Source organism: Streptomyces sp. NPDC020490 (genome assembly GCF_044335305.1).
In the GTDB taxonomy this organism is placed as follows: Bacteria; Actinomycetota; Actinomycetes; order Streptomycetales; family Streptomycetaceae; genus Streptomyces.
The window spans coordinates 42,874-68,624 of the sequence record NZ_JBIRUY010000012.1 but is presented as its reverse complement, the minus strand read 5'-3'; the positions used below and the strand labels follow the sequence as shown (position 1 = coordinate 68,624).

The 25,751-nt window shown below is 74.1% G+C and carries 22 protein-coding genes and 3 pseudogenes; 12 read left to right on the top strand and 13 right to left on the bottom strand.

What is annotated here, in order from left to right:
• The first annotated feature begins 98 nt into the window (after window positions 1-98).
• The 4 genes from ACH4ZX_RS15080 (at window position 99) to ACH4ZX_RS15065 (ending at window position 3,351) form a co-directional block, all read left to right on the top strand.
• Window positions 99-1,088: a CapA family protein gene (locus ACH4ZX_RS15080; RefSeq protein ID WP_398272251.1), complete on the top strand. Its 990-nt coding sequence runs from the start codon at window positions 99-101 to the stop codon at window positions 1,086-1,088.
• Between the two features lie 178 nt (window positions 1,089-1,266).
• A complete protein-coding gene (locus tag ACH4ZX_RS15075; protein WP_398272249.1) occupies window positions 1,267-1,530 on the top strand; it encodes a hypothetical protein in 264 nt (87 codons plus the stop codon).
• Window positions 1,527-2,831: a globin domain-containing protein gene (locus ACH4ZX_RS15070; protein ID WP_398272247.1), complete on the top strand. Its 1,305-nt coding sequence runs from the start codon at window positions 1,527-1,529 to the stop codon at window positions 2,829-2,831. The genes ACH4ZX_RS15075 and ACH4ZX_RS15070 overlap by 4 nt, the downstream gene beginning before the upstream one ends.
• A 28-nt stretch (window positions 2,832-2,859) precedes the next feature.
• Window positions 2,860-3,351, top strand: a complete 492-nt coding sequence (locus tag ACH4ZX_RS15065; RefSeq protein WP_398272245.1) for a hypothetical protein — start codon at window positions 2,860-2,862, stop codon at window positions 3,349-3,351.
• 238 nt (window positions 3,352-3,589) lie between these two features.
• Here ACH4ZX_RS15065 and ACH4ZX_RS15060 read toward each other — a convergent pair whose 3' ends face one another.
• The 5 genes from ACH4ZX_RS15060 to egtA all read right to left on the bottom strand — a co-directional run bounded on the left by ACH4ZX_RS15060 (window position 3,590) and on the right by egtA (window position 8,305).
• Window positions 3,590-3,805, bottom strand: coding sequence for a dodecin (locus ACH4ZX_RS15060; RefSeq protein ID WP_324786006.1), 216 nt, complete (start codon window positions 3,803-3,805; stop codon window positions 3,590-3,592).
• Between the two features lie 135 nt (window positions 3,806-3,940).
• Window positions 3,941-4,903 (bottom strand): L-histidine N(alpha)-methyltransferase, encoded by a 963-nt coding sequence (gene egtD, locus ACH4ZX_RS15055; protein ID WP_398272243.1) that lies wholly within the window; start codon window positions 4,901-4,903, stop codon window positions 3,941-3,943.
• On the bottom strand, window positions 4,900-5,691 hold the full coding sequence (gene egtC, locus ACH4ZX_RS15050) for an ergothioneine biosynthesis protein EgtC (protein ID WP_398272241.1): 792 nt from the start codon (window positions 5,689-5,691) through the stop codon (window positions 4,900-4,902). Before egtC ends, egtD begins: the two co-directional genes overlap by 4 nt.
• Window positions 5,691-7,007, bottom strand: coding sequence for an ergothioneine biosynthesis protein EgtB (egtB, locus tag ACH4ZX_RS15045; protein WP_398272239.1), 1,317 nt, complete (start codon window positions 7,005-7,007; stop codon window positions 5,691-5,693). Before egtB ends, egtC begins: the two co-directional genes overlap by 1 nt.
• Complete coding sequence (egtA, locus tag ACH4ZX_RS15040) at window positions 7,004-8,305, bottom strand: ergothioneine biosynthesis glutamate--cysteine ligase EgtA (protein ID WP_398272237.1); 1,302 nt, start codon at window positions 8,303-8,305, stop codon at window positions 7,004-7,006. Before egtA ends, egtB begins: the two co-directional genes overlap by 4 nt.
• A 291-nt stretch (window positions 8,306-8,596) precedes the next feature.
• On the opposite strand from egtA, the gene ACH4ZX_RS15035 reads away from it, so the two are divergent.
• Window positions 8,597-9,421, top strand: coding sequence for a TIGR02452 family protein (locus ACH4ZX_RS15035; RefSeq protein WP_398272235.1), 825 nt, complete (start codon window positions 8,597-8,599; stop codon window positions 9,419-9,421).
• Between the two features lie 72 nt (window positions 9,422-9,493).
• On the opposite strand, the gene ACH4ZX_RS15030 is transcribed toward ACH4ZX_RS15035, so the two are convergent.
• The 4 genes from ACH4ZX_RS15030 to ACH4ZX_RS15015 form a co-directional block, all read right to left on the bottom strand.
• A complete protein-coding gene (locus ACH4ZX_RS15030; RefSeq protein WP_398272234.1) occupies window positions 9,494-9,940 on the bottom strand; it encodes a type II toxin-antitoxin system PemK/MazF family toxin in 447 nt (148 codons plus the stop codon).
• Between the two features lie 62 nt (window positions 9,941-10,002).
• Window positions 10,003-11,490 carry an SPFH domain-containing protein gene (locus tag ACH4ZX_RS15025; protein WP_398272232.1) on the bottom strand — a complete coding sequence of 496 codons (1,488 nt, stop codon included), beginning with the start codon at window positions 11,488-11,490 and terminating at the stop codon, window positions 10,003-10,005.
• A gap of 214 nt (window positions 11,491-11,704) precedes the next feature.
• Window positions 11,705-11,923 carry a hypothetical protein gene (locus ACH4ZX_RS15020; RefSeq protein ID WP_324786014.1) on the bottom strand — a complete coding sequence of 73 codons (219 nt, stop codon included), beginning with the start codon at window positions 11,921-11,923 and terminating at the stop codon, window positions 11,705-11,707.
• 96 nt (window positions 11,924-12,019) lie between these two features.
• Window positions 12,020-13,447 (bottom strand): amidase, encoded by a 1,428-nt coding sequence (locus tag ACH4ZX_RS15015; RefSeq protein ID WP_398272230.1) that lies wholly within the window; start codon window positions 13,445-13,447, stop codon window positions 12,020-12,022.
• Window positions 13,448-13,689: 242 nt separating this feature from the next.
• Here ACH4ZX_RS15015 and ACH4ZX_RS15010 point away from each other — a divergent pair, with 242 nt between their 5' ends.
• Window positions 13,690-15,078 (top strand): glycoside hydrolase family 43 protein, encoded by a 1,389-nt coding sequence (locus tag ACH4ZX_RS15010; protein WP_398272228.1) that lies wholly within the window; start codon window positions 13,690-13,692, stop codon window positions 15,076-15,078.
• Window positions 15,079-15,142: 64 nt separating this feature from the next.
• Window positions 15,143-16,012 (top strand): helix-turn-helix transcriptional regulator, encoded by an 870-nt coding sequence (locus ACH4ZX_RS15005; protein WP_398272226.1) that lies wholly within the window; start codon window positions 15,143-15,145, stop codon window positions 16,010-16,012.
• A 53-nt stretch (window positions 16,013-16,065) separates the two neighbouring features.
• Here the strand turns inward: ACH4ZX_RS15005 and ACH4ZX_RS15000 are convergent, their stop codons facing one another.
• A complete protein-coding gene (locus ACH4ZX_RS15000; RefSeq protein ID WP_398272225.1) occupies window positions 16,066-16,935 on the bottom strand; it encodes a class II glutamine amidotransferase in 870 nt (289 codons plus the stop codon).
• 201 nt (window positions 16,936-17,136) lie between these two features.
• Here ACH4ZX_RS15000 and ACH4ZX_RS14995 point away from each other — a divergent pair, with 201 nt between their 5' ends.
• The gene (locus ACH4ZX_RS14995; protein ID WP_398272223.1) at window positions 17,137-18,111 is read left to right on the top strand and encodes a Rieske 2Fe-2S domain-containing protein; all 975 of its coding nucleotides are present in this window, start codon (window positions 17,137-17,139) and stop codon (window positions 18,109-18,111) included.
• A gap of 224 nt (window positions 18,112-18,335) precedes the next feature.
• Entirely contained in the window at window positions 18,336-19,610 is a 1,275-nt protein-coding gene (locus ACH4ZX_RS14990; protein WP_398272221.1) for a glutamate--cysteine ligase, read from the top strand.
• 67 nt (window positions 19,611-19,677) lie between these two features.
• Here the strand turns inward: ACH4ZX_RS14990 and ACH4ZX_RS14985 are convergent, their stop codons facing one another.
• The 3 genes and pseudogenes from ACH4ZX_RS14985 to ACH4ZX_RS14975 form a co-directional block, all read right to left on the bottom strand.
• A complete protein-coding gene (locus tag ACH4ZX_RS14985) occupies window positions 19,678-21,456 on the bottom strand; it encodes a stealth conserved region 3 domain-containing protein (RefSeq protein WP_398272219.1) in 1,779 nt (592 codons plus the stop codon).
• A 13-nt stretch (window positions 21,457-21,469) separates the two neighbouring features.
• Complete coding sequence (locus ACH4ZX_RS14980) at window positions 21,470-23,167, bottom strand: stealth family protein (RefSeq protein WP_398272217.1); 1,698 nt, start codon at window positions 23,165-23,167, stop codon at window positions 21,470-21,472.
• 247 nt (window positions 23,168-23,414) lie between these two features.
• Window positions 23,415-23,648 (bottom strand): annotated as a pseudogene (locus ACH4ZX_RS14975) (cytochrome P450); the annotation flags it as partial.
• On the opposite strand from ACH4ZX_RS14975, the pseudogene ACH4ZX_RS14970 reads away from it, so the two are divergent.
• From ACH4ZX_RS14970 to ACH4ZX_RS14960, 3 genes and pseudogenes are all read left to right on the top strand, one after another.
• Window positions 23,648-24,259, top strand: a pseudogene (locus ACH4ZX_RS14970) (fumarylacetoacetate hydrolase family protein); the annotation flags it as partial. The pseudogenes ACH4ZX_RS14975 and ACH4ZX_RS14970 sit on opposite strands and share 1 nt — an antisense overlap.
• A 28-nt stretch (window positions 24,260-24,287) precedes the next feature.
• On the top strand, window positions 24,288-24,917 hold the full coding sequence (locus ACH4ZX_RS14965; protein WP_398272216.1) for a TetR/AcrR family transcriptional regulator: 630 nt from the start codon (window positions 24,288-24,290) through the stop codon (window positions 24,915-24,917).
• A gap of 128 nt (window positions 24,918-25,045) precedes the next feature.
• Window positions 25,046-25,751, top strand: a pseudogene (locus tag ACH4ZX_RS14960) (gamma-glutamyl-gamma-aminobutyrate hydrolase family protein).

Here is a 25,751-nt window from a genome sequence, read left to right as displayed (position 1 = left end):
GGGTGCGGAGGGCCGCGCGCACGCCGTTCGGCACGCCGGTTTCGCGTTCCGGCGTCGCGGCGGGCCCGCGGAGAGGACCGGACGCGGGAGGCGGAGCCATGGCCGTCACCATCGCCCTGGCGGGCGACACCATGCTGGGCCGCGGGGTCGCCGAGACACTCGCCCACAAGAAGCCGCACCACCTGTTCAGCCCGGCGATCGAGCGGATCGCCGGGGGCGCGGACCTGTTCCTGCTCAACCTCGAGTGCTGCGTGTCGGACCGGGGGTCCCGCATCGACGTGCCCGGCAAGCCGTTCTTCTTCCGCGCCCCGCCCCGGGCCGCCGCCGTGCTGGCCGACCTGGGCGTGGACGTGGCGTCCCTGGCCAACAACCACGCCCTCGACTACGGCCCCGAGGCGCTCCTCGACACCCGGGACCACCTCGGCCGGGCCGGCATCCGGACGCTCGGCGCGGGCGCCGACGTCGGGGAGGCCCGCGCCCCGCTCGTCCTGGAGGCCGGCGGGCTGCGCATCGGGATCCTCGCGTTCACCGACCATCCCCCCGAGTACGCCGCGGGCCCCGGCCGGCCCGGTGTGGCGTACGCGAACCTGTGGGACGAGGACGTGCCCGCCTGGCTCAGCGACGCCGTCCGGGCCCTGGCCGCCCGGACCGACCTGGTCCTGGTCAGCGTGCACTGGGGCCCCAACATGACCAGCCGGCCCGTCGCACACGTCAGCGGCGCCGCACCCGTCCTCACCGCGGCCGGCGCCGATCTCGTCGTCGGGCACTCCGCCCACGTCTTCCACGGCTTCACCCGGCACGTCCTGTACGACCTGGGCGACTTCATCGACGACTACGCCGTTCACCCGGCCCTGCGCAACGACCTCGGCCTGCTCTGGCTGGTCACCCTGGACGAGCACGGCCCCGTGCGCACGGAGGCCGTTCCCGTCGCCCTGGACTACTGCCACACCCGCCTCGCCAACGATGCGGAGTACGCCTGGATCGCCGACCGGCTCGGCGAAGCCTGCGCCGAGCTGGGCACCCGCGTCACCGACGAGGGCGACCGGCTGTCCGTCGACTGGTCCCGTTCGCTGGCCCGCGCGAGCTGACAGCACGGAATTCCATTCCCGGACAGGGCCGAACGGCACCATTCCGAAGGTGCTTTGCTCCCTTTCGCAGGGTCTGTCGGCAGCGCCCCGGCCATCCTTTCGGGTGATGTGATGCGATCACGCCCTCTGGCCTCGTCCCGATGGCGTATGCACCCCCGGAGCCGAAGGAAAAGTGCCGATGTTCCGCCCAGTTGTCATCACCCCGATCGTCTGTGCCCTGGCCGCGGGCGCCGCGGCGGTGTCCTTCGCACGGGGATCCTGGCTGGGGGTGGTCTGGCTGCTGCTGGCCGGGCTGACGTCCAACATGGCCCTCTCCTACGCCCGCCGGGCCAGGTCCGCGACGCGGGCCGCCGTCGCGGCCGGCGCCTGCGCGGGCGGCGGGGCGGACGGCGGGGCGGACGGCGGGGCGTGCGGCACCTGCGTGAAGAAGGTCTGCGCATGAGCGCCGACTACCACGCCCTGCTCGCGCGCCGGGAGGCCATGCGCCTGCGTGACCGGCTGCTCGCTCCCGCGCCCGGCGCGGCACGTGCCGCCAGGGGATCGCGGACGCCCGCGCCGCGCCCTGCCGCCCGTCGGTCCTGTGCCTACGACGGGGCCGCCGACCAGGAGGTGATCACCCGGAACCTGGTGCACGTCACGCCGTTCGACCGCCTCATCGCCCACCTCTACGAGGTCATGTTCGAGCGGCACCCGTATCTGCGGAAGCTGTTCCCCGACTCGATGGAGTTCCAGCGGGTCCACCTGGAACGGGCGTTGTGGTACCTGATCGAGAACCTGCACCGCCCCGAGGAGGTGGCCGACTTCTGCACCCGGCTCGGCCGTGGCCACCGCAAACTCGGCGTGCTGCCGGTGCACCACCGGGTGTTCGAGGAGGCACTCGCCGACGCGCTGCACCGGTCCGCGGGCGGCCGGCTGGGCGTGGACGTGGAGCAGGCGTGGCTGCGCATGGTCCGCTTCGCCACCACGGCGATGGCGGAGGGCGCCGACGAGGCGCTGGCGGAGCCGGCCTACTGGAGCGGCACGGTCGTCGACCACCAGCGCCGCCGCCCGGACCTCGCGGTGCTGCGCGTGCGGCCCGCCGAGCCGTACCCGTACCGCCCCGGCCAGTACGCGACCCTGGAGACGCCCCTGCTGCCGCACACCTGGCGCCCGTACACGCCGGCCGGCCTGCCGGGCGCGGGTGGCGAACTGGAGTTCCACGTCCGGCGTACCGGCCCCGGCGGGGTGAGCGACGCCCTCGTGACGGGGACCGGCGTCGGCGACACCGTGCGGCTGGGACCCGCCCAGGGGACGACCACCCTGGACGACGGCGTCCCGCGCGACGTGCTCATCGTGGCCGGGGGCACCGGCTGGGCCACCGCCAGAGCCCTGGTGGAGGACATGGCCGAACGGCGCGGGCCGGGCCGCACCGTCCACCTGTTCCTCGGCGCCCGCACGGTCGACGACCTGTACGACGCGCCGGCGCTGACCCGGCTGGAGGGCCGCTGCCCGTGGCTGCGGGTGATCCCGGTGATCGACGACGGCCCCGGCCTGTCCGGGCACGCGCCGGTCACCGAGGCGCTGGCCGCGCACGGCGACTTCAGCGGCCACACGGCGTACGTCAGCGGGCCGCCCGGCCTGGTCACGGCCGCCGTGCGGCGGCTGGCCGGGCTGGGGCTGCCGGCGGACCGCATCCGCCACGATCCGGTGGCGGCCGGGGCGCCCGCGCCGCCCGCGCTGCCGTCGACGGGTATGTCGGCGTGACGCACCGGGCGGTTCTACAGTGGGCGCCGTGACCGACAGCAGCCCACGCCCACTGGCCGTGTTCGACCTGGACAACACCCTCGCGGACACGGCACACCGGCAGTGTTACCTGGAGCGGAGACCCCGCGACTGGGACGGCTTCTTCGCCGCCGCGCCCAAGGATCCGCCGATCCCGGAGGGCGTCGCGCTGGCGCGGGAGAGCGCGGAGGAGTGCGAGGTCGTCCATCTGACCGGCCGGCCCGAGGGCTTCCGGCGCGACACGCTCGACTGGCTCGCCGCACACGGGCTGCCGGAGGGGCGGGTCCACATGCGGCGCGACGGCGACCGGAGGCCCGCCCGCCGGACCAAGCTGGAGGTCCTGCGCCGCCTCGCCGGCACCCGGGAGATCCGGGTGCTGGTGGACGACGACGAGCTGGTGTGCGAGGACGCGGAGCGGGCGGGCTTCACCGTCGTCCGGGCGCGGTGGGTCGCGCCCTCCGCGGAACTGGAGACGGCGCAGGAGCAGGAGGGACGCACCTGACGGCCCCGACCGGTCTCACCGCTCCGCCCGGTCGTCCGTCTGGTCCGTTCGTCCGACTGGCTCGCCCGGGTCGTCGGCCCTGGTCGGTCCGTCCGGGGCGTTCGTCTGGTCCGTCCGTGTGGTACGTCGGTCTGGTCGGCCGGTCTGGTCGGCCGGTCTGGTCGGCCGGTCTGGTCGGCCGGTCTGGTCCGTCGGTCTGGTCGGTCGGTCTCGTCGAGCCGTCTCCCGGTCGCCTCCGTCAGTCCGTCTCGTCCAGCCGGAAACCCACCTTCAGGCCGACCTGCCAGTGCGCGATCTGCCCCTCCTCGATCCGGCCGCGCACCTGCGTCACCTCGAACCAGTCCAGGTTGCGCAGGGTCTGCGAGGCGCGCTCGATGCCGTTGCGGACGGCCTCGTCGACTCCGTCCGGCGAGGTGCCGACGATCTCCGTGACCCGGTAGGTGTGGTTCGACATGCGGGTTGCTCCTCTCCGCCGCGTGACGGACCTGCCACGCCTGATTCCACCGTGCCGTACGGCGCGACCGGGCGCGACCGCGCCGAGGGCGTCCTCGGCGCGGCCGCGCGGGGCAGCGGGCTCAGTGCGCCCGGCTCAGCGCGCCAGGCTCAGCGACAGCGCGAAGCGGCCCTCGCCGTCCGTCCACCAGTGGGACAGCTCCAGCCCCGCGGTGTCGAGTTCGGCGCGCACACCCTCCTTCCGGAACTTCGCCGACACCTCGGTGCGCAGTTCCTCGCCCGCCGCGAAGTCGACGGCCAGGTCGAGCGCGGGCACCTTCACGGTCTGCGCGCGGCGCGAGCGCAGCCGCATCTCGATCCACTCGTTCTCCGCGTCCCACAGAGCCACATGGGCGAAGGCGCCGGGATCGAAGTCGGCGCCCAGCTCGCGGTTGACGACGGCCAGGACGTTCTTGTTGAACGCGGCCGTCACCCCGGCCGCGTCGTCGTACGCCCGGACCAGCACCCGCTCGTCCTTGACCAGGTCCGTGCCGAGCAGCAGCGCGTCGCCGGGCGAGAGCAGGGCGCGGACCGAGGCGAGGAAGGCGGCCCGTTCGACGGGCAGCAGGTTGCCGATGGTGCCGCCGAGGAAGGCCAGCAGCCGGGGGCCCGGTGTCTCCGGCAGGGCCAGACGGGCGGTGAAGTCGGCGATGAGCGCGTGCACGTCGAGTGCCGGGTGCTCGGCGATGAGGGCCTGGCCGGCCTGGGTGAGCGCGCTCTCGCTGACGTCGACCGGGACGTAGGTGCGCAGTCCGGTCAGGGCGTCGATGAGGTGGCGGGTCTTGTCCGAGGAGCCCGAGCCCAGTTCGACCAGGGTGCGGGCGCCGGTCGCCGCGGCGATCTCGGCGGAGCGGGCGAGGAGGATCTCCCGTTCGGCGCGCGTCGGGTAGTACTCGGGCAACTCGGTGATCTGCTCGAACAGTTCGCTGCCGTGGGCGTCGTAGAACCACTTCGGCGGCAGCGTCTTGGGTGTGGCGGTCAGGCCGCGCTGGACGTCGGCGCGCAGGGCGGCCTCGGTGGCGTCCTCGGGCAGGGTGCGGGTGACAAGGAACGGGCTCACGAACTGGGCTCCTTCTGTGGTGCCGGTGTCACGGCGTCACTCGGCTCCTTGAGCGGGGTCAGCAGCACGTCGGTGCGGGTCGCCGCGAGCAGGGTGCGGTCGGGGACCTGCTGCCAGTGCGGGTCGTCGTCGTAGGGCTCGGAGGCCACGACGGTGCCGCGGCCGGGCGTCCACAGGTAGTGGAGCGCGTCGCCCCAGACGGTCGCGGTGATCGTCTCGCCGTCGGTGAGCAGCAGGTTGAGGCGGGAGCCGGGGGCCGCCGCGGCGACCTCCAGCACCGTGCCGGCCATGGCCTCGCCCGGGTCGTCGCCGCCGCGCAGCCGGGCGAGGACCAGCGCCCACACGAACGCCGAGTCGTTGCGGGCCTCCAGCGACAGCAGGTCCTCGGCGGGCAGCGTCCGGGCCAGCGGCGCCAGCGAGCCGGGCCAGCCCGCGACCGCGCCGTTGTGGCTGAACAGCCAGGTGCCCGCGGCGAACGGCGCCGCCGCGGCCTCGGCGTCGGCCCCGGCCAGCGTCGCGTCCCGTACGGCGCCCAGCACGGCGCGGCTGCGCACCACCCGGGCCAGGTCGGCGAAGGACAGGTCGGCCCAGATCGGCCCGGCCCGCCGGTACCGCGCGGGCACCGGGTCGCCGTCGGCGTACCAGCCGACCCCGAAACCGTCGGCGTTGACGCTGCCGTACCGCTGGTGCCGGGGCGCCCACGACTGGCGGTACAGGCTGTGCGGGGGTTCCACGAGGAGTCGGCCGAGCGGCTCCTCCGGTCCCAGGTAAGCCACGTGACGGCACATCAGGCGGTCTCCGAACGGGCGGTGCGGAAGCCGCTGAAGATCTGCCGCCGGATCGGATAGTCCCAGTTGCGGAACGTGCCCCGGCAGGCCACCGGGTCCACGGCGAACGAACCGCCGCGCAGCACCTTGTACTCCGGCCCGAGGAACACCTCCGAGTACTCCATGTACGGGAACGCCTCGAAGCCCGGGTACGGCAGGAAGTCGCTCGCCGTCCACTCCCACACGTCACCGATCAACTGCCGTACGCCGTGCGGCGACTCGCCCGCCGGGTAGCTGCCGGCCGGAGCCGGGCGCAGGTGCCGCTGGCCGAGGTTGGCGTGCTCGGGCGCCGGGTCCGCGTCGCCCCACGGGTAGCGCCGCGAGCGGCCGGTGGCGGGGTCGTGGCGGGCGGCCTTCTCCCACTCGGCCTCGGTGGGCAGCCGCCGCCCGGCCCAGCGGGCGTAGGCGTCGGCCTCGTACCAGCACACGTGCACGACCGGCTCGTCGGGCGGCACCACCTCGGTGACGCCGAAGCGGCGCCTGAGCCACTGCCCGCCGTCCCGGTGCCAGAACAGCGGGGCGCGCAGCGAGGTCCGGCGGACGTGGGCCCAGCCGTCGGCCGTCCACCACCGCTCGTCGTCGTAGCCGCCGTCCTCGATGAACGCCTGGTAGGCGGCGTTGGTGACCGGCGTGGTGTCGATCCAGAACGGTGCCACCTCCCGCCGGTGCGCCGGGCGTTCGTTGTCCAGCGCCCAGGGCTCGGTGCTGGTGCCCATGGTGAACGGGCCGCCCGGGACGAGGACTTCGGCCGGTCCGGTGAACGGGGGGAACGGGTCCGGGTCGGGGGCGGTCAGGACCGGCGGGCCCTTGCGGAGCTGATGGGTGATCAGCATCGTCTCGTCGTGCTGCTGTTCGTGCTGCGCGATCATCCCGAAGGCGAAGCCGGCCCGGGTCAGCCGGGTCCGGTGGAAGTCGGCGTTCTCCAGCACGTCCAGCACCCGGCCGCGCACCTCGGCCGCATAGGCGCGGGCCTCGGCGGGCGGCAGCAGGGGCAGCCTGGGCCGTTCGGAGCGCGGATGCTCGAAGGCGTCGTAGAGACTGTCGATCTCGGGGCGCATCGCCTCCCGGCCGGCGACGGCCCGCAGCAGCCACAGCTCCTCCTGGTTGCCGATGTGCGCCAGGTCCCACACCAGCGGCGACATCAGCGGCGAGTGCTGTGCGGTCAGGTCGGGCTCGTCGACGCAGCCGGTCAGCAGCGTGGTGCGGGCGCGGGCCGTGGTGAGGGTGAGCAGGGTCCGTTCCCGCAGCGCGTCGGCGTCGAGGGAGGGGTCGGTCATGTGCGGCTGTCCTTCCCGTGGCTGCGACGGCCGGTGCCGTGCAGGTGGTCGAGCAGGTCGTCGGCGGGGCAGCGGCCCGGTGCGACATAGCGCTCCAGGTAGTCCGTGACGGCGTGCGTCACCTCGGCGCCGGCCCCGAGCCGGGGCAGGGCCTCCAGTGCCGCCGTGAAGCAGCCGACGGCCGCCTCGTGCAGTTCCGGGTCGGCCAGGCCCAGGCGGGCCGCGTCGCTCCACAGCGGGTTGTGCGGCGCGGGCCGGGCGGTGGCCCGTTCGGCCAGGGGCTTGACCATCCGGTAGGCGGTCTCGGCGGTCTCCGGGTCGTCGAACAGCGCGGCCGTCACGGCGAGCGGGACGATCCACCCGTCGTCGCCGGGCTGCGCGTCGATCATCCGCAGCTCCAGGTGGCCGCGCGGTCTGACCGGCGGGAACAGGGTCGTGATGTGGTAGTCGAGGTCCTCCCGGGTCGGCGTCCCGGATCTGGTCCATTCCCGGAACGTCAGTCCCTCGGGGACGTCCCAGGGCCCGCCGTCGCGGCGTACGCACATCACCGGCGCGTCCAGGACGTGCCGGGCCCAGGCGTCCCGCGGGTCGCCGTTCAGGCGTGGCGCGCCCGCCCGGCCGGGGCCGATCTCCATCCACCGCAGCTGACGGGTCGACCGCCAGCCGGTGGGCCGGCCCGCGGCCAGCGGGGAGTTGGCGAACGCGGCCAGCAGGACCGCGCCCAGCTGGTGCGCCAGCCACCAGCGCCGCCCGTGCCCGAGCGGGCCGGGCTCCTCGTACCCGGCGTCCAGGCAGACCTGGACGGAGGCGGAGGCGCACATCATGGCGCGGCCGGCCGGACCGCCCCGGTCCAGGCAGGCCTCCATGGCGTCGTAGCGCGGCTGGCGCAGGAACCGGCGCGGCGGGTGCCAGGGCTCGTGGCCGATGCCTAAGAGACCGAGGCCGTGTTCGGCGAGGACCGCGCGAACGGCGTCCAGGTCGGCGGAGACGGTGGCGATGCACTCCGTCAGCGAGCCGGCGGGAGGCGAGCTGAGCTCCAGCTGGCCGCCGGGTTCGACGGTGAACGCCGACCTGAGGGGCACGGTCCGCAGTGCGGCGTAGGCCGCCGTGAGTCGTTCGGGTGTGACGGGGAGCTGCGGTGCGCGCAGCTCGTGGACGAGCCATTCCACCTCGACCCCGAGGACACGTGGTGGGCCGGTCTTGAAGCAGATGCCCCGGACCAGGGCCTCCACCTCGGCGTCGGTGACTGCGATGCGGTCTTCCGGACAGTCACCGCAGTCGCTCACTGAGTCGGACATGTCGGGATTCCTCCTGAGATTCCACGGTGCCACCGATCACCCCGTGAGGCGTCCGGGTGGCGGCACCCGTCCTACCCAAAACCGTCGCGTCTATTCGCACAAGAGTGTGTCCCCGTGTGTTTCCGGCCCGGTAATCTCCGCCTTCCCGCCGTTTCCCACGCCTTTCCCCGGCGTTCTCGGGGCCCCGGAAACCCGGTTGCCCCGCATCACCAGCATCACCCACGATGCCTGCATGAGCACGACGGGGGAGCGCGCGCGGGGCGTGGTCATGGCGTCCACGGGGGTGGCGCCATGAGCGCGCGCCTGCGCGGCATCGCGCGGCAGACGGAACAGATCGTGGCGGCCGGGGCCTACCGCGCGCAGGGCGGGCACGAGGTGCCGCTCGCCGCGGCCGTCGAGGCCGCGCGGGCCGGCACCCGGATGTACGGCCCGGGGCCCGTGCCGGTGGCGCCGGCCGCCGGGACCGGCACGCTCGTCGAGGTCACGGGCGAGAGCAGTCTGGAGGCCGCCCGCCGCCTCGGCGCGGACACGGCCGTGCTGAACTTCGCCTCGGCCCGCAACCCCGGCGGCGGCTACCTGGGCGGCGCGCAGGCGCAGGAGGAGGCCCTGTGCCGGGCGTCCGCGCTGTACACCTGCCTGCTGCGGGCGCCCGAGTACTACGAGCACCACCGCGCCCACCGTGACCCGTTCTACACCGACCGGGTCATCCATTCACCGGCCGTGCCCGTCTTCCGGGACGACCGCGGCCGCCTGCTGGACGAGCCGTACACCGCGGGTTTCCTGACCGCCGCGGCGCCGAACGCGGGAGTCGTCCTGCGCAGGGCGCCGCAGCGGGCCGGTGAACTGCCGCGGGCGCTGGCGGTGCGGGCCGGGCGGGTGCTGGAGACGGCCGTCGCGCACGGCTACCGGCGGCTGGTGCTGGGCGCTTGGGGCTGCGGGGTGTTCCGCAACGACCCGGCGCAGGTCGCGGGCGCGTTCCGGGCGCTGCTCGGGCCGGGCGGCCGGTTCGCGGGGGCCTTCGAGCACGTGGTGTTCGGCATCCTGGACCGCACGCCGGACCGGACGGTCCGTGCGGCGTTCGTCCGGTCCTTCCCGGAGCGTCAGCTCCAGCCATGATCGGGCGTCAGCTCCAGCCGTGATCGGGCGTCAGCTCCAGCCGTGACGAGCCTCAGCCATGGTGATCGGGCGTCAGCTCCAGCCGTAGCGCTCGCGCAGCCGGTGCCGCACCAGGTCGAACCGCATCCGGTCCAGGGCGCAGGCCTCCCGGCGCATCCCGTCCTCGTGCAGCCGCAGCACCCGGTCCACGCCCACCCAGGAGTCCCGCCCGGACCGGTCCCACGGCCCGCTGCCGATCGCCACCCACTCCCGCTCGCCGTCGTGCCGCTTGCTCGTGAGCTGCACGGCGAGGAAGGTGCCGGCGGCCTCGCGGGCGACGACCAGCACGGGCCGGTCCTTGCCGCGGCCGTCGTTCTCCTCGTACGGCACCCAGGTCCAGACGATCTCGCCGGGGTCGGGGTCGCCGTCGTGCGCGGGCGAGTACTCGGTGCGCACCCTGCCGACCTGACGGGGGTCGGCCTCGGTGGTGGCGGCGGGGCCGTGGCGGCCGGGGACGTTCTCATCGATAGACGCGGTCACGGGGGCACCTTAGAGGGTGCCCCCGTGACCTGTGCGCCGGTGTCCCCGTAGGTCAGGCTCCGTCACTCCTCGTCGGAGTCCACCGGCACCTTCCGTGCGGGCGGGGACGCGGTCCCGTTCAGGGCCGAAGTGCCGTTCGCCGGCTGCCCGTTCTGGTTCATCGAGGCCAGCAGTTGGCGGGCGAGGCCGAGTCCGGTGCCGCCCATGGTGAGCGCCTTGGCGAACATGTCGGCCATGCCGTCGGCGCCGTTGAGCAGCACCATGTTGTCGACGTTGCCGAAGGCGGACGCGCCGGCCTTGACGATCTCCGGCCAGTTCTCGGCGAGTTGCTGGGCGACCACGGCCTCCTGGTTCTCGGCGAGGGCCGCGGCCCGCGCCTTGATGGCCTCCGCCTCCGCGAGCCCCCGCGCCTTCGTCGCCTCGGCGGCCGCCAGGCCCTTCGCCTGCGCCGCCGCGGCCTCGGCCTCACCGGTGGCGCGGGTCGCCGCCGCCGTGGCGGCACCCCGGGCCTTGGTCGCCTCCGCCTCGGCGCCCGCGGCCGCCTTGACCCGGGTCGCCTCGGCCGCCGCCGCGAGCTCCGTCTCCTTCGCCTTCGCCTGCGCGGCCGAGATGCGCGCGTCACGCTCGGCCTCGGCCAGCGTGCGCTTCTCGTACGCCTTGGCGTCCGCGGGCTTGCGGACGTCGGCCTGGAGCTGCTGCTCGCGCCGGTGCGCCTCCAGTTCGGCCACCCGCGTCTCCTGGACGACGACCTCCTGCCGGGCGCCGGCCTCGGCGAGCGGGCCCGCCTGCCGGGCCTTCGCCGCCGCCTTGTCCCGCTCGGCCTGGTAGCCGGCCTGCAGGATCTCGCTGTCCCGGGTGGCCTCCGCCATCCGTGCGAACGACTGCTGCTCCGCCTCGGTGGCGAGCCGGTTCGCCTCGGCCTGCGCGATGCGCGCGTCCCGCTGGACGGCCGCCGCGTGCGGCATGGCGAGGTTCTGGATGTAGCCGGTCGGGTCCTCGATCTCGTGGATCTGCAGCGAGTCGACGATCAGGCCGAGCTTCTCCATCTCCGTGCCGCAGGCGGCCCGGGTCTGCCCGGTGAGCTTCTCCCGGTCGCGGATCATGTCCTCGACCGTCAACCCGCCCACGATGGACCGCAGATGACCGGCGAAGACGTTGTGCACCCGCTCCGCCATCAGCTTCTGCTGGTCCAGGAAGCGGCGGGCCGCGTTGGCGATCGACACGAAGTCGTCGCCCACCTTGAAGATGACCACGCCCCGCACCTTGAGCGGAATGCCCTGGTGGGTCACGCAGTCCACGTGCAGTTCGGTCTCGTTCAGGTCGAGCGAGAGCTTGCGCACCGCCTGCACCCCGGGCAGCACCAGCGTGCCGCGCCCGGTGACGATGCGGAATCCCATGCCCTCCTCGAGGCCCTCGGTGCGGTGCTTGGAACCCGAGATGATCAGAGCCTCGTTGGGCTCCGCGACCCGCCACATGAGCTTGAACAGACCGATCAGGACGAGGACGGCGCCTGCCGCCACCCCCGCCACGACGCCGACGATCATCGGCATACGCCCCCTTTGCATGGTGCCCTGTCGGCACCGAACGAGGGGGAGTGTGCTCCCGCTTGAGGCCGGGGCGGAAGACACCGAAGGACCCTTGTAGCAATCTTGACGCAGAGACACACGCGCAGGCACACGCGCAGGCACACACGGCCACACGCACGGGCCCGCGCGCCGCCCTCACCCGGGCGGCAGCCGGCTCGTCCGACGGCCGGTCCGCGGCTCAGCCGTCGTACGCCTCGGTGACGTAGACCGTCCGCGGCGGCAGGTACTCCACGACCATCACGACCGTGCCCGGCTCGATACGGCCGCTGCCGGGGGCGGGATGGGCGAGGAAGTGCTCGGCCCCGCCCCGCACCCGCACCATCACCTCGCCGACGAGCCCGGGTCCGACCGTTCCGGTGACCCGCCCCACGAGCCCGACCATCGACGCATCGTCCATGGTCACAGGGTACGGGTCATCGGGTACGGGTCACCCGTTGCGGGTCAACGGGTACGGGTCACCCGTTGCGGGTCGCCGGGTATGGGCCGAACTCGCTCACGCGGCCGGGGAGTCGGCGTCGAGGGCGGCGGGCGGCGGCCACGCCTCGTGCCAGCGCAGCTCCGCCTCCAGCTGTGCGGCCAGCGAGATCAGCAGCGGCTCGCTGCCGCCGGGGCCGAGCAACTGGGCGCCGACCGGCAGGCCGCCGGCGACGAAGCCGGCCGGGACGCTGACGCCCGGCCAGCCCAGGACGTTCCACGGCCAGGCGTACGGGCAGGCGGCGATCATCGCCCGGTCGGTCGCGAAGCCGCTCAGCGACAGCAGCGCGCCGATGCGCGGCGGGGGAGCGGCCGTCGTCGGCGCGAGGACGACGTCGTACGACCGGAAGAACCCGCCGACACGGCGCTGCAGGACCGCCTCCGCCCGCCGGGCCGCCCGCAGCGGCGCCCCGTCCAGCAGCCGGCCCAGCCGGGCGGCGTCGCGGGTGCGCCGGTCCAGCAGCGCGGGGTGCGGAGCGCCCCGCACGTGTTCGGCGATGCCTACGGTGGCGCGGGGGAGGAAGGCCAGCCCGATCTGCCCGTAGGGCGGGTCGGCCTCCTCGACCGTGTGACCAAGGCCGGCCAGTTTCCCGGCGAGTTCGACGACCCGCGCCCGCACGTCCGGCTGGAGCCGGGCCGGCAGGGCGGTGAACGGCGGCTTGAGGGAGAGGGCGATCCGGAGCCGGCCGGGGTTGCGGCCGGCCGCCGCGCGGGCGTCGACGGGCGCGGGCCGGTGCGGGTCGCGCGGGTGGTTGCCGCTCGCCGCGTCCAGCAGCAGGGCGGCGTCGGCGACGGTGCGGGCCAGCGGGCCGTTGACGGTGATGCCCTGGAAGGACTCGCCGCGCGGCCAGGTGGAGATGCGGCCGCGCTGCGGCTTGATACCCACGAGATGGGTCCAGGAGGCCGGGATGCGGACCGATCCGGCGCCGTCCGAGCCGAGCGCGGCGGGCACCAGACCGGCGGCGACCGCGGCCGCCGACCCGCCGGACGACCCGCCGGGGGTGTGGGCGAGGCTCCACGGGTTCCGGGTCGCGCCGAACGCCGGCCCCTCGGTGACGGGCCACTGCCCGAACTCGCAGGTGTTGGTCTTGCCGACGATCACCGCTCCGGCCGCGCGCAGCCGCCGTACGGCCTCGCCGTCCTCGGCGACCGGCGGGAAGGCGCCGTCGCAGCCGAACGCGGTCGGCTCGCCGGCCACGTCCATGTCGTCCTTGACGGCCACCGGCACCCCGAGCAGCGGTGCGCGGGCCCCGGCGGCCAACCGGGCGTCGGCGGCGTCGGCTTCGGCGAGGGCGGCCTCGGCCCGCACGATCCGGAACGCGTTGACGGTCGGCTGTGTCGCCTCGATCCGGGCCAGCGCCGCCTCCACCAGCGCCCGCGAGGTCACCTCCCCGGCGGCCAGCGCACGGGCGGATTCCGCGAGGCCGGGGGAACGGTCGGGCAGCATGCGGGACACCTCCGGGAGCGCGCTGTCTACCGAACAGTAACGTCTTGCGGCGCGCTCCGGTACGGGACGGCGAACGTCATCTGCTCCCAAGGGAGTTGGCGCGGAACGTGCGGACTGCCGGACCGCTGTCCGAACCATTGACGCACACCTGCCCCACCCCTACCGTCTGATCGACTTGGCGAACCATGTTCGACATGACGAACGTTCATCCCTCGGTATTCGGTCGCACCAAGGAGCCGCACGTGACCCCCCACCCCTCCACCCCGTCCCGGCGCAGCCTGTTGCGCGCCGCGGCCGCCGTCCCCGTCTCGGCGCTCGTCCTGCCCACGCTGCCCGGACTGCTCGGCACGGCCGCCGCTGCCGCACCCGCCGGCGGCTCCGCCACCCGGTACACCATCGTGCCGTTCCGCAACAGCGACGACGGCACGGTCGACGTCTACCAGTCCGACGACGCCACCGACTTCCGCCTCGCCCAGGCCTCCGCCTACACACCGCCGGGCAACCGGATCCGCGACGCCAGCCTCTTCCGGCACACCGACGGCTTCTACTACCTCACCTACACCACGCACACCTGGCAGGACGTCAGCACCACCATCGGCTTCGCCCGCAGCGCCGACCGCGTCGACTGGACCTTCCTGTACGACCACACCGTCCCGATCGCCGGCCTGTCCCGTGCCTGGGCGCCCGAGTGGTTCGTCGACGGCGACGGCAGCGTCCACGTCATCGTGTCCTGTTCCACCACGGACAACGAGTGGATCTTCACGCCGTACCGGCTGACGGCGACCGACTCCGCGCTCACGGCGTGGAGTTCACCGGTCGCCCTGTCCGGCCTCGGCGCCAACCACATCGACACGTTCGTGGTGAGGACCGGCTCGGTCTACCACGCCTTCACGAAGAACGAGACGACGAAGTACATCGAGTACGCCACGGCGCCGAGTCTCAACGGCCCGTACACCATCAGCCGGACGGGCGACTGGGCCGGCTGGGGCAGCTACCGCGAAGGCCCGTCCCTGGTCCGACTGGACACCGGCGCCTGGCGGATCTTCTTCGACGGCTACGGCGACGGCAGGTACTACTACAGCGACAGCTACGACACCTTCGCCACCTGGAGCGCCCCGACGGCCCTGCCCACCCTCTCCGGCACGGCCCGTCACTTCACGGTCGTCAAGGAGACGGTCTCCGGCGGCCCGGTCCTGCCGAAGAACGTCACCCGCTCCTTCCGGTCGGTCAACTACCCCACCCGCCACTGGCAGGAGCAGTCCGGCCTCCTCGACCTCCCGGTGGTGACCGCCGCCAGCACGACCGCCGAGAAACTGGCCGCCACCTTCACGGTCGTCGCGGGCCTGGCCGACGCGAACGCCTGCTCCTTCCGCGACGCCTCCGGCAACTACCTGCGCCACTACGGCTTCCGTGGCCGCTTCGACGCGAACGACGGCACGACCACGTTCGCCCGGGACGCCACCTTCGTCGCCCGCACGGGCACCGCGTCCGGCTCGGTCCGCTTCGAGTCGTACAACTACCCCGGCCGCTACCTGCGCCACTACGACTACCAGCTGCGGGTGGACCCGGCGGACGGCACGGACCTCTTCCGGCAGGACAGCTCCTTCACACCGGTGACCGCCTGGGCCTGAGCGGGCACCGTCGCGCCGGGCGGGGGACGGCATCCCCTGGGTCCCCGCCCAGGCCGGCCGCAGAATGGACGGCATGGGCTCTGTGAAGTACGCCGAACTGGGGGCATTCCTGCGGTCGCGGCGCGAACGCATCCGTCCCGCCGACGTCGGGCTGCCGGCCGGCCCGCGCCGCCGGGTGCCCGGACTGCGCCGTGAGGAAGTCGCCCAGCTCGCAGGGGCGTCGGTGGACTACTACAACGAGCTGGAGCGCGGCGCGGGATCCCAGCCGTCCGAGCAGATGATCGCCGCGCTGGCGAGGGCGCTGCGGCTGACCGCCGACGAACGGGACTACCTCTACCACCTGGCGGCCCGCCCGGTGCCGCCGCACGGCACGGCCGCCTCGCACGTGCACCCGGGCATGCTCGACCTGCTCGGCCGGCTGACCTCCACGCCCGCGCAGGTCATCACCGACCTGCACGTCGTCCTCGTACAGAATCCGCTCGCCGTGGCGCTGCTCGGCGACCAGTCCGGGTTCCGGGGCCCGCGGGCCAGCTTCGTCCACCGGTGGTTCACCGAACCCGACGCCCGGCGTCTGTACCCCGAGGCAGACCACGAGACGCAGTCCCGCGCCTTCGTCGCCGATCTGCGGGCGGCCGCCGCCCGCCGGGACGCGAAGGACACGGAGGTCAACGCGATGATCGCAACCCTGCTCGACGTGTCGGGCGAATTCGCCGCGCTGTGGGCGGACCACGACGTGGCGTTCCGGCGCGACGACCGCAAACGCCTCGTCCACCCCACGCTCGGCCTGATCGAGGTCAACTGCCTCAACCTGTTCTCCGAGGACGGCCGGCAGCGGCTGCTGTGGTTCACCCCCGCGGTCGGCACCGACAGCGCCGGCCTGCTCGACCTGCTCGCGGTCGTCGGCACCGAGGACATCGCCGGACCGGGCCGCTGACCCCGCCCGGCCCCGGCCGCACCGGCGGGCGGGGCCGGGCGGAGGGCGACGGCTCAGGCCGCCTTCTGCGAGGCCGCCGCCTCGGGGCGCAGGTCGTCGAGGGTGAGCGGGTGGGCGGGGGCGTGCGGCACGACGAGGTGGCGGGTGGGGCGCGGACCGGCGCCGACGTGGAGGAGCTCGCCGGGTTCCATCGGACGCCAGTCGGGGTTGTCGTCCATGCGTTCGCTGGCGACCACGACCGCGGGGTGGCCGGCCAGGTCGGCGGAGTGGACGCGCATGCGTCCGCCGGTGCCGCTGTGGTCGAGGTGGCGGGTGCCGTGGCGGCCGCCCGGCGGGCGCTCGAGGACGTACAGCTCGTGGGTGTCGGGGTAGCGCAGCGCCCACAGCCGGTCGGAGGTGATCAGCACCAGGTTGAGGGCGAAGAGGGGCAGGTTCCCGGCGATCCAGCGGGCGGCGCTCTCGATGCCGGCGCGGACGTCGCCGCCGTGGGCCCGGGTCTCCCGGGTGATCAGGGCGAAGAACCGCTCCGAGTCGGTGTCGCCCCGGACCAGTGACCGGTCCCGGCCGAGGTGGTCGTCGAGCGCGTCGAGGCCCTCGATGACGCCGTTGTGCGCGAACAGCCGCCCCTCCTGCGCGAAGGGGTGGGTGTTGCGGGCGTCCAGACTGCCCGTCGAGGCGAAGCGCACATGGGCGAGGAAGGTGGCCGACTCCACCCGCCGGGCGTCCTCGGCGAAGGCCCGGTCCGCGTAGGCGGCGATCGGCGCCTTGTCGACGCGCGGGGTGCCGTCGGGCGCGAAGTAGCCGAGGCCGGTGCCGTCGGGGTCGCGACGGCTCTGCAGGCTGAGACTGTCGGGGGCGTCCAGCAGCCAGAAGGTCGCGTGGGTGCGCCGGGGCGCGCTGCTGAGACCGAACAGGCGGCACATCGCCTCTCCTCTCCCGATGACTCCCGATGACTCCCGACGACTCCCGGTGATTCCCGGTGACTCCCGATGGCGGGGTCCCGCCGGGCGGCGAGCCGGGTACCTCGCCCCCGCCGGCCCACACCGCGCCGTCGGGCGAGGGGCCGCGGACCTACGGCGCGCCGGCTTCGTTTGCCCTCCGGGCAGGGGGAAACCCGGCTGCGTATGAACACAAGGCGACGCCACTCGCGGACGCGGCAGAACCGGCTCCTGAGCCTGCTGGACCGCCTGGAGCGGGGGCAGCGGGCCGACCCGGTGATCGACACACTCCAGAAGGGGGTACGGTCCCTGCCGCTGGGGCGCGGCCGGGACGTCCTGCACGGCCGGTGGCTCGGGCACCCGGTCCATCCGCCCATGGTGCAGGTGCCGCTCGGCAGCTGGCTGTCCGCCGCGGTGCTGGACCTGTGGCCGGGCCGCTCCCGCGAGGCGGGCCTGCTGGTCGGGGTCGGCCTGGCCACCGCCGCCCCCGCCGCCCTGGCCGGCGCGACCGACTGGGCGGAGCTGCACCGTCAGCAGATGCGCGTCGGGCTGGTGCACGCGGCGGCCAACGTGACGGCGGTCGGCCTGTACACGGCCTCGCTGGTCTGCCGGCTCACCGGCAGGCCGGACGCGGGACGGACGTACGGCTTCCTGGGGTTGACGGCGGTGGGAGCGGGCGGTCTGCTGGGCGGCCACATGGCGTACCGGCAGGCCGCGGGCGCCAACCATGCCGAAGAGGTGCCCCACGTCGTCACCCAGGGCTGGCACGCGATCGGGTCGGTGCACGAGTTCCCGGCCGGCCAGGCCGTGCGGCGCACGGTGGACGACGTGCCGGTCATGGTGGTGCGGGAGATCGGCGGGGAGATCCACGCGCTGGCCGACCGGTGCAGCCACCTGGCCGGACCGCTGTCCGAGGGCACCATCGACGACGGATGCGTGCAGTGCCCCTGGCACGGCAGTGTCTTCCGCCTCGCCGACGGCTGGAACGTCCGCGGGCCCGCCACCGCCCCCCAGCCGGCCTTCGACACCCGCGTCACCGACGGCCGGGTCGAGATCCGCCTGCGCCAGGAGGACGGCGAGGCCCGCACCGGCGACGGCCGGGCGTCCTGGTACCGGAGCGGTGCCGGGGCCGGGCCGGCCGCGCGGGGGCAGGACGGCTGACCGTCGCCGGTACGCGACGAGACGCCCGCACGCGCAGAGACGCCCGCACGCGCAGAGACGCCCGTGCGCGACGAGACGGGCGTCTTTGCGCGGGGACGACGGCACCCCGTCGCCGCTCATCTGCGCGGTGGTTGCGTCAAACGGGCGTGATCGCGCTTACGTGGGCCCGTCCTGGGCACCTGGGGGTGGCACACACTCGGGCAACACCTTCAAGGAGAGCGACCGTGAACCCTGGTCTCGGTGTGGAGGAGGAATTCCACGTCCTGGAGGTGGAGAGCGGGCTGCTGGTGCCGCGCGCCGACGCGCTGCTGCGGCGGCTGCCCCGCCGCAGTTTCCAGGCGGAACTGCACCAGTCCACCGTGGAGTCCAACAGCGGCGTGCACACCTCTCTGCACGAGCTGTACGCCGACCTCGCCGGTCTGCGCGAGCGCCTGGACGCGGCCGCCTCCTCGCTGGGCGTGGCGGTGGCGGCCGCTGGCACGGCGCCGCTGGCGCCCGCGTCCTCCGGACACCCCACCGCGGACGCCCGCTACCGCCGGATGGTCGAGGACTACCGCAAGGTCGCCGACGAGCAGCTCATCTGCGGCGCCCAGGTCCACGTAGACGTACCCGACCGCGACACGGCGGTGCGGGTGATGTGCGCGGTCGCCCCCTGGCTGCCGGTGCTGCTGGCGCTGTCCGCCAGCTCGCCGTTCTGGCAGGGCGCCGACACCGGGTACGCCAGCTGGCGCACGCTGCTGTGGCAGCGCTGGCCCACCGCGGGCCCGGCCGGCTGCTTCCCGACCGCGGCCGACTACGACGCCGCGGTGCGCGACCTCGTCCGGGCCGGGGTCATCACCGACCCGGGGATGATCTACTACGACGTCCGCCCCTCCGCCCACCTGCCGACGCTGGAACTCCGCCTCTGCGACGCCTGCCCGCGAACCGAGACGGTGGTCCTCGTCGCCGGACTGTTCCGCGCCCTGGTGACCTGGGCGCGGCAGCGGCTGCTGACCGGCGGCGCGCCGGAGTGCCGGGGCCGGCACGAGTGGCTGCGCGGCGCCTCCTGGCGGGCCGCCCGCTCCGGCCTCGAGGGCGCCCTGGTGGACCCCGAGACCCGCCGCGAGGCGCCCGCCGCGCAGGTCGTCCGCAAGCTGCTCACCCGGCTGCGCCCCGCCCTCGAAGCCCTCGGCGACCGGCAGACCGTCGAGGCACTGACCCGGGAGGCCCTGGCCGAGGGCAGCGCCGCTCAGCGCATGCGCCGCAAGGCGCAGGAGGATGACCTGCTCGCCTGCGTCGACATGGTGATCGCCGAGACCCGCGGCGAGCGCCGGCACTGCGGGCCGCGCCCGGCCGGCCACGGACGCGTCCCGTCCCCCGGCACCGGCGCGCCCGGCGCGTCCCCGGGCACCGGCGCGCCCGGCGCGTCCCCGGGCACCGGCGCGCCCGGCGCGTCCCCGGGCACCGGCGCGCCCGGGGACTCCTCCGGTTCCGAGGCCGCGGAGATCATCGGGACCTGACAGCCGCGCCGCAGCGGCCGCGGCCGCAGCCGCGGCTCCGTGCCCGGCCGGTCGCCCCCCGTCCGGCTCATCCCGCCCGCAGGTGACGTACCGCGGGCGGCGCGTGGCGGTGCGCGGTGGTCGCGGGCGTGGCTTCGAAGCGGCTCGGGAAGGGGTACTTCCGCTCCAGGAAGGCGTGGATGGCCGCCCTGGCCGCCGCCCTCGCCGCCGGGGCGGTGTCGACGTCGTTGAGGCAGAAGAAGTCGACGTCCTCGCCCGCCTCCAGCCTGGCCAGGCGCCGCCGCATGTCCGGCGTGCCCAGTTCCACGTAGCGGAAGCGGTAGTCCGCCGGGACGGCCCGGCCGGTCGCGATCGCCCAGTGGTGGTGCAGCGTGGACGCCGGGGCGACGTCACGGACCGAGCGGAACCGCGAGGCGGCGGTGTGCTCCAGCTCCTCGATGCCGAAGCTCTCCATCTCCCGCATCACGGACAGCAGCTGGGGATGCGGGGTGTGCAGCGACTTGTGCCTGGCCTGCCGGCCGTGGAAGCGCCTGATCACCTCGCGGGCGTTCTTCCCCGCGGAGTTCGGGGCGGGCTCCAGCGGATGCGGGGCGCCCACACCGAGCTTCAGCGGGGACAGCGGGATGCGGGCGATGCCGTTGCCGTGGAAGAAGCACTCGGCGCGCACCGGGCGGTTGATGAAGACGTCGTCGTTGAAGTAGAGGTAGCGCTCCGACAGGCCCGGTATGTGGTGCAGCCGGCTCTCTATGGCGTGCGAGTTGAAGACGGGCAGCGCCTCGGCCGGGAGGATGTCCCGGTGGTCGACCACGGTCAGGCCCTCTGCCTCCGGATCCAGCCAGTCCGGCACCTGCGAGTCGGTCACCAGGTAGACGTGCCGGACGAACCCGGCGTACATCTCCAGCGAACGCAGCGCGTACTTCAGCTCGTCGTGGCTGGTGTAGCGGGAGGCGCCGGTCTCGCGCGGGGCGATGCCGCTGTCGGCCGGGTTCAGATGGGCCCGGCGCTTCGCGGCCATCGCCGGGTCGTCCCCGTCCACCCACGTGTACACGGCGTCCACCGGGAAGCGCACCTCGTCCAGGCCCGGCTCGGCGAACGCGGCGAACGTCGGCACGCTGCGACGGCGGCCCGCCACCGTGGCGGGCAGCTGCGCGGTCGCCGGGACCACCTCCGACACGGCGTTGCGGCGCGGGGCCACCAGCGCCGGGCCGAAGACGTCCCCCAGCCGGCTGCCGGGCACCGTCAGCCAGGACGGATCCGTGCGCATGTCGCGGCCGCGGCGCCAGAACTCGACGTCGCACCCCGCCTCCAGGCCAGTGAGCACCTGCCCTCCGGGCCCGAGGCGCACCACGCCCGTGCGCAGCACCGTCGCCCGGCGCAGCGCCCGCGGCAGCTTCCCGTCGGCCCACAGCGCGGCCCGCGCCACGGTCCCGTCCGGGCCGACGGCGCCGACGTAGCGGGGCGTGCCGGCGAAGCGCTCCGCGGCCCGGGCGAGGACCGCGCCGCGGTGCGTCTCCTCGACGCCGATCACCCGGCGCGGCACGCCGTCCGTCTCCTCGACAGGCACCAGGAAGTAGGGGACGCCGGCGGCCTCCAGCAGGGCGCACACGTCCTCGAGGTCGGCGTCGGCGGCGTCCGCGGCGGTGTAGCCGGCGACCGCGCGCCCGTACAGCGGCAGCGGTCCGCAGGACACGCGGCGCAGGCCGGGCACGGCGGCCCGCAGGCGCCGGCGGGCCCGGGCGGAGCGCAGCACCCAGAGCCGGGCCCACAGCCAGAGTCTCAGGCGGGCCAGGAGTTCCCGGGCGGCCCGCAGCCCCTCGGAACCCGTGAAGCGGTGGCGGATGTCCATGGACGCGGCCCCGTCAGTTCTGCTTCTCGAAGCGGCTGGGGAACGGGAAGTAGTCCTCCAGGAACTCGTGCATCCGCACGCCGACCCGCTCCCGCTCCTCCGGCGGCACGTCGACGTCGTTGAGGCAGAAGAAGTCGAAGCGGCGGGTGCGGCGCAGGTCGGCCAGGCGGGCCTCGGCGTCCGGGCGGCTGATGTTCACGTACCGGAAGCCGAACCGGCCCGGCACGCCGCGGCCGGTCATCAGCGCGTACTGGTAGAGCAGCGGCGCCGTCATCGCGATGTCCTCCGGCGAGCGGAAGCGGGAGGCCGTGGTGCGGGCGACGTCCTCGGCGAAGAGCTCCTCCAGCTCCTGAAGCGTCGCGCGCTGCTGCGGCAGCGGAGTGTGCATGAAGTTGTTCGTCGTCATGCGCCCGAACTTCTCCAGCAGCAGCCGCCGGACGTTCTTGCTCGCGGAGTTGGTGGCCGTCTCCTCGGCGTGCGGCTTGCCCACGCCGATCTTGAGCGGGGACACCGGGATCCTCATCAGACCGCTGCCGTGGAAGAAGTGCTCCGCGGTGACCCGGCGGCCGACGAACACGTCGTCGTTGAAGTACAGGTAGTGGTCCGACAGGCCCGGTATGTGGTGCAGCCGGGTCTCGATCGCGTGCGAGTTGAACACCGGCAGCACGTCCTGCGGGAAGATGTCGCGGTGGTCGACGACCGTGATCCCGTCGGCCCGGTCGTCGAGCCAGTGCGGCTTCTGGCCGTCGGTCACGAGGTAGATGTGCCGGACGAAGTCGGCGTACATCTCCAGCGAGCGCAGCGAGTACTTCAGCTCGTCGTGGCTGGTGTAGCGGGAGGCGTTGGTCTCCTTGTCCAGGATCTCGGCGGTGCCGCGCTCCTGGTACCGGGCCCGCTTCGCGCGCATCCCGGGCTCCTCGCCGTCGACCCAGGTGTAGACGACGTCGACCGGGAAGGTCACGTCGTTCACCGTCGGCAGGGTCAGCGGGGCGAAGCTCGGCAGCTCCCGGGCGCCGACCCGCACCGTGGCCGGCTTCTGCTCGGACGCCGGCAGCACGTCGGTGATCCCGTTGTTGCGCGGCGCGACCAGGGACTCGGCGAAGACGTCCTCGGACGCCTGCGGCTGCACCTTGGCCAGGCGCCGGGGCCCGTCGTCGGAGGCGAGGAGCTGCGCCCCGTCCTCCCAGAACTCCACGTCGCAGGCCAGCTCCGGCCCGGCGAGCAGCTGGCCGGCGGGACCGAGGTGGTTCTCTCCGACGCGCAGCGTGGGCGCCGTGCGCAGCGCGGCAGGCAGGACGCCGTCCATGAACAGGGCCGGGTGCTTGAGCTGGCCGCCGGGCAGCGGCCTGCCGATGAACACCGCCTTGCCCGCGTTCCGGGCCTCCAGGGCGGTGAGGAAACGCTCCCGGTCCACGGCGTTCACCCCGACCGTGTGCCGTACCCGGGACGACGGCACGAGGAAGTAGGGGATGCCCTCCTGCTCCAGGGCGGAGATCACCAGGTCGAGGTTGGCGGCGGCCGCCTCGGCGGCGGTGAACCGGGTCACCACCCGTCCGTAGAACCGCTGGCCGCGCACCGCCACCGGACGCAGCACCGGATCCGCGACCGCTGCCCTGCGGCGCCGCCGCATGGTGCGCAGCTGCCACACTCCCTCGGATGCCTTCCGCTCGACTCGCGGCCGCATCCTCCGGGCAAAAGAACGCACGGTCACGCTCGGTGCTCCTCTTCCTCACTACTGAACATCCCTGCGCTAACCAGACAGCCGCGCATGGGGAATGGTTGTAGAAGATTTCCCCGAGAATTAACGATTGTGGGGGGGGGCGCACACAGTTGATTCATCCCCGGTTGTGCTATGCGACGGTCTCGGCGGCCGCCCCGGAAACGCCGGCCGCCGCCCCGGCGGAGGAGCGGCGGCCGGCGTTTCCGGAGCGGCCCGGCGCAGGAGCGGCGGCCCGGCCGTTGCCGAAGACCTCCTCGTCGCGGTTGCCGGAGGCGTACCACATGACGACCTTGTCGCCCTCCTTGATCCGCTTGCCGCCCAGCTCCACGTCCCGGGTCGCGGTGCGCCGGAAGTGGTAGACGGGGGAGGCCCAGCGCAGGAACTCCTCGACCGCCGTGGGGATCAGCGGCGGGTCGTCCCTGAGGCGGCCGAGCTGCTCGGGGTGCTGCAGCAGGGCCAGCATGGAGTGGCTCCCACAAGGGCGCGATCGTCCGCCCCGAGGGCTGCAAGTGGCTCAACTACGAGGGCGAGGTCGCCATCGTCATCGGCCGCACGGCGCGCAACATCGCGCCGGCCGAGGCGGGGGAGTACATCGCGGGCTACACGATCGCCAACGACTACGGGCTGCACGACTTCCGCGACACCGACGCCGGGTCGATGCTCCGGGTGAAGGGCTCCGACACCCTCTGCCCGCTCGGCCCGGGTCTTGTCACCGACTGGGACTTCCAGGGCAAGAGCCTGCGGACGTACGTCAACGGCGAGGTCGTGCAGGACGGTTCGACCGACGAGATGAAGTGAGACATGCACTACCGCGTCGCCGACATCGCCCGCACCATCACCCTGTACCCCGGAGACGTGCTGCTGTCCGGCACCCCGGCCAACTCGCGGCCCGTCCGGCCCGGCGACGTCGTCGAGGTCGAGGTCGAGGTCGAGGGCCTGGGCCGCCTGACCAACCACATCGTCACCGGCCCGACCGCCGTCCGCACGGACGTCGGCGCGCAGCCCACCGAATCCGAGGAGGTGCTGTCCACCGCGCTCGGCGGCGACTGGGAGTTCCGTGGCATCCGGCCTCCGCGCCGCTGAGGCGGCCCGCCCCGGTAGGGTCGGGCGCATGACGGAGTCCGCCGAGACCTCGCAGCAGCCCCGCTCCCGGTCGCGCAAGAAGCGGCTCGGCTACGGAGAGGGGCGCGAGGCGCTGCTCAAGGCCGCCGTGCGCGTGGTCGCGCGGCGCGGACTGCGCCACCTCACCTACCGGGCAGTCGCCGAGGAGGCCGGCGTCACGCACGGTCTCGTCGTCCACCACTTCGGCTCCCGCGACGCGCTCGTCGAGGAGTCCCTCGCCTACGCCGTGCGCATCAGCCTGAGCAGCAGCCTGCTGGAGCCGGGCACCGGACGGCCCGAGGACTTCGTCACCGGCGTGCCGGAGATGATGGAGCAGGACGCGGACGGTCAGGCGTACCAGTACGAGCTGCTGCTGGAGGCCCGCCGCCGGCCCGAGCTGCTGCCGTGGGTGCGCGAGCGCTACGACGAGTACTTCGAGGCCTCGCGGCGCGAGCTGGCCCGCATCCTGCACGACGGCGCCTCCCCGGCCTTCAACCGGCTCGTCTTCGCCGCTCTGGACGGCCTCGTGCTGCACCAGCTCACCGGTCTGGGCGACCGCGCCGACACCGAGGCCGCCCTCGCCGAGCTGCGCTCCCTGCTGAGCGCGCTGGCCCAGCGGCCGTCGGCGGTCCGCGACTGAACGTGCCCGGCACGACACCCTCCGTCGCGGCTCGCGGCGGGGGTTTCAAAGCAGTCCGGCAACGGCCGCGACAAGTCCGCCCACGCCTTGGAGAAGTACACCGAACTCAAGACGACCCGGATCCAGTTGTGACCCGCCCGCTCATCGCCGTCCCCGCCCGCTTCTCCGCCACCGCCGCCGCCCTGCGCTTCGCCGCCGAGGTCAACGCCCGCGCCCTGGTCGAGGCCGTGTGGCGGGCGGGCGGCGAACCCGCGTCCATCCACCCCGCCGAGGACGGAGTGGAGCAGCGGCTCGCCCGGTTCGACGGCGTCCTGCTGCCCGGCGGCGGCGACCTCGCCCCGCACCGCTACGGCGCCGCCGACACCCACGACACCGTCTACGACGTCGACGACCTCCAGGACTCCTTCGACCTCCAGGCCGCCCGCCACGCGCTGACGTCGGGCCTGCCCCTGCTGGCGATCTGCCGCGGGCCGCAGGTCGCCGACGTCGGGCTCGGCGGCACCCTGGAGCAGGACATGGGCGGCCCGGACCTGGACCACCGCCACCGCGTCCACCCGGTCCGCGTCCGGCAGGGCACTCTCCTCGAAAGGGCCCTGGGCACGGACAAGCTGGACGCCTCCTGCTACCACCACCAGCGGTTCGACCGACTCGGCAGCGGCCTCACGGCCGTCGCCACGGCCGCCGACGGCACCGTCGAGGCCCTCGAAGCGACCGCCGCGCGGCTGGTTCGTCGCCGTCCAGTGGCACCCGGAGGACACCGCCGACCAGGACCCCTTGCAGCAACGGCTGTTCGAGGCGCTGGTGGAGGCGGCGCGTATGCGCGGCGGCGCCTGA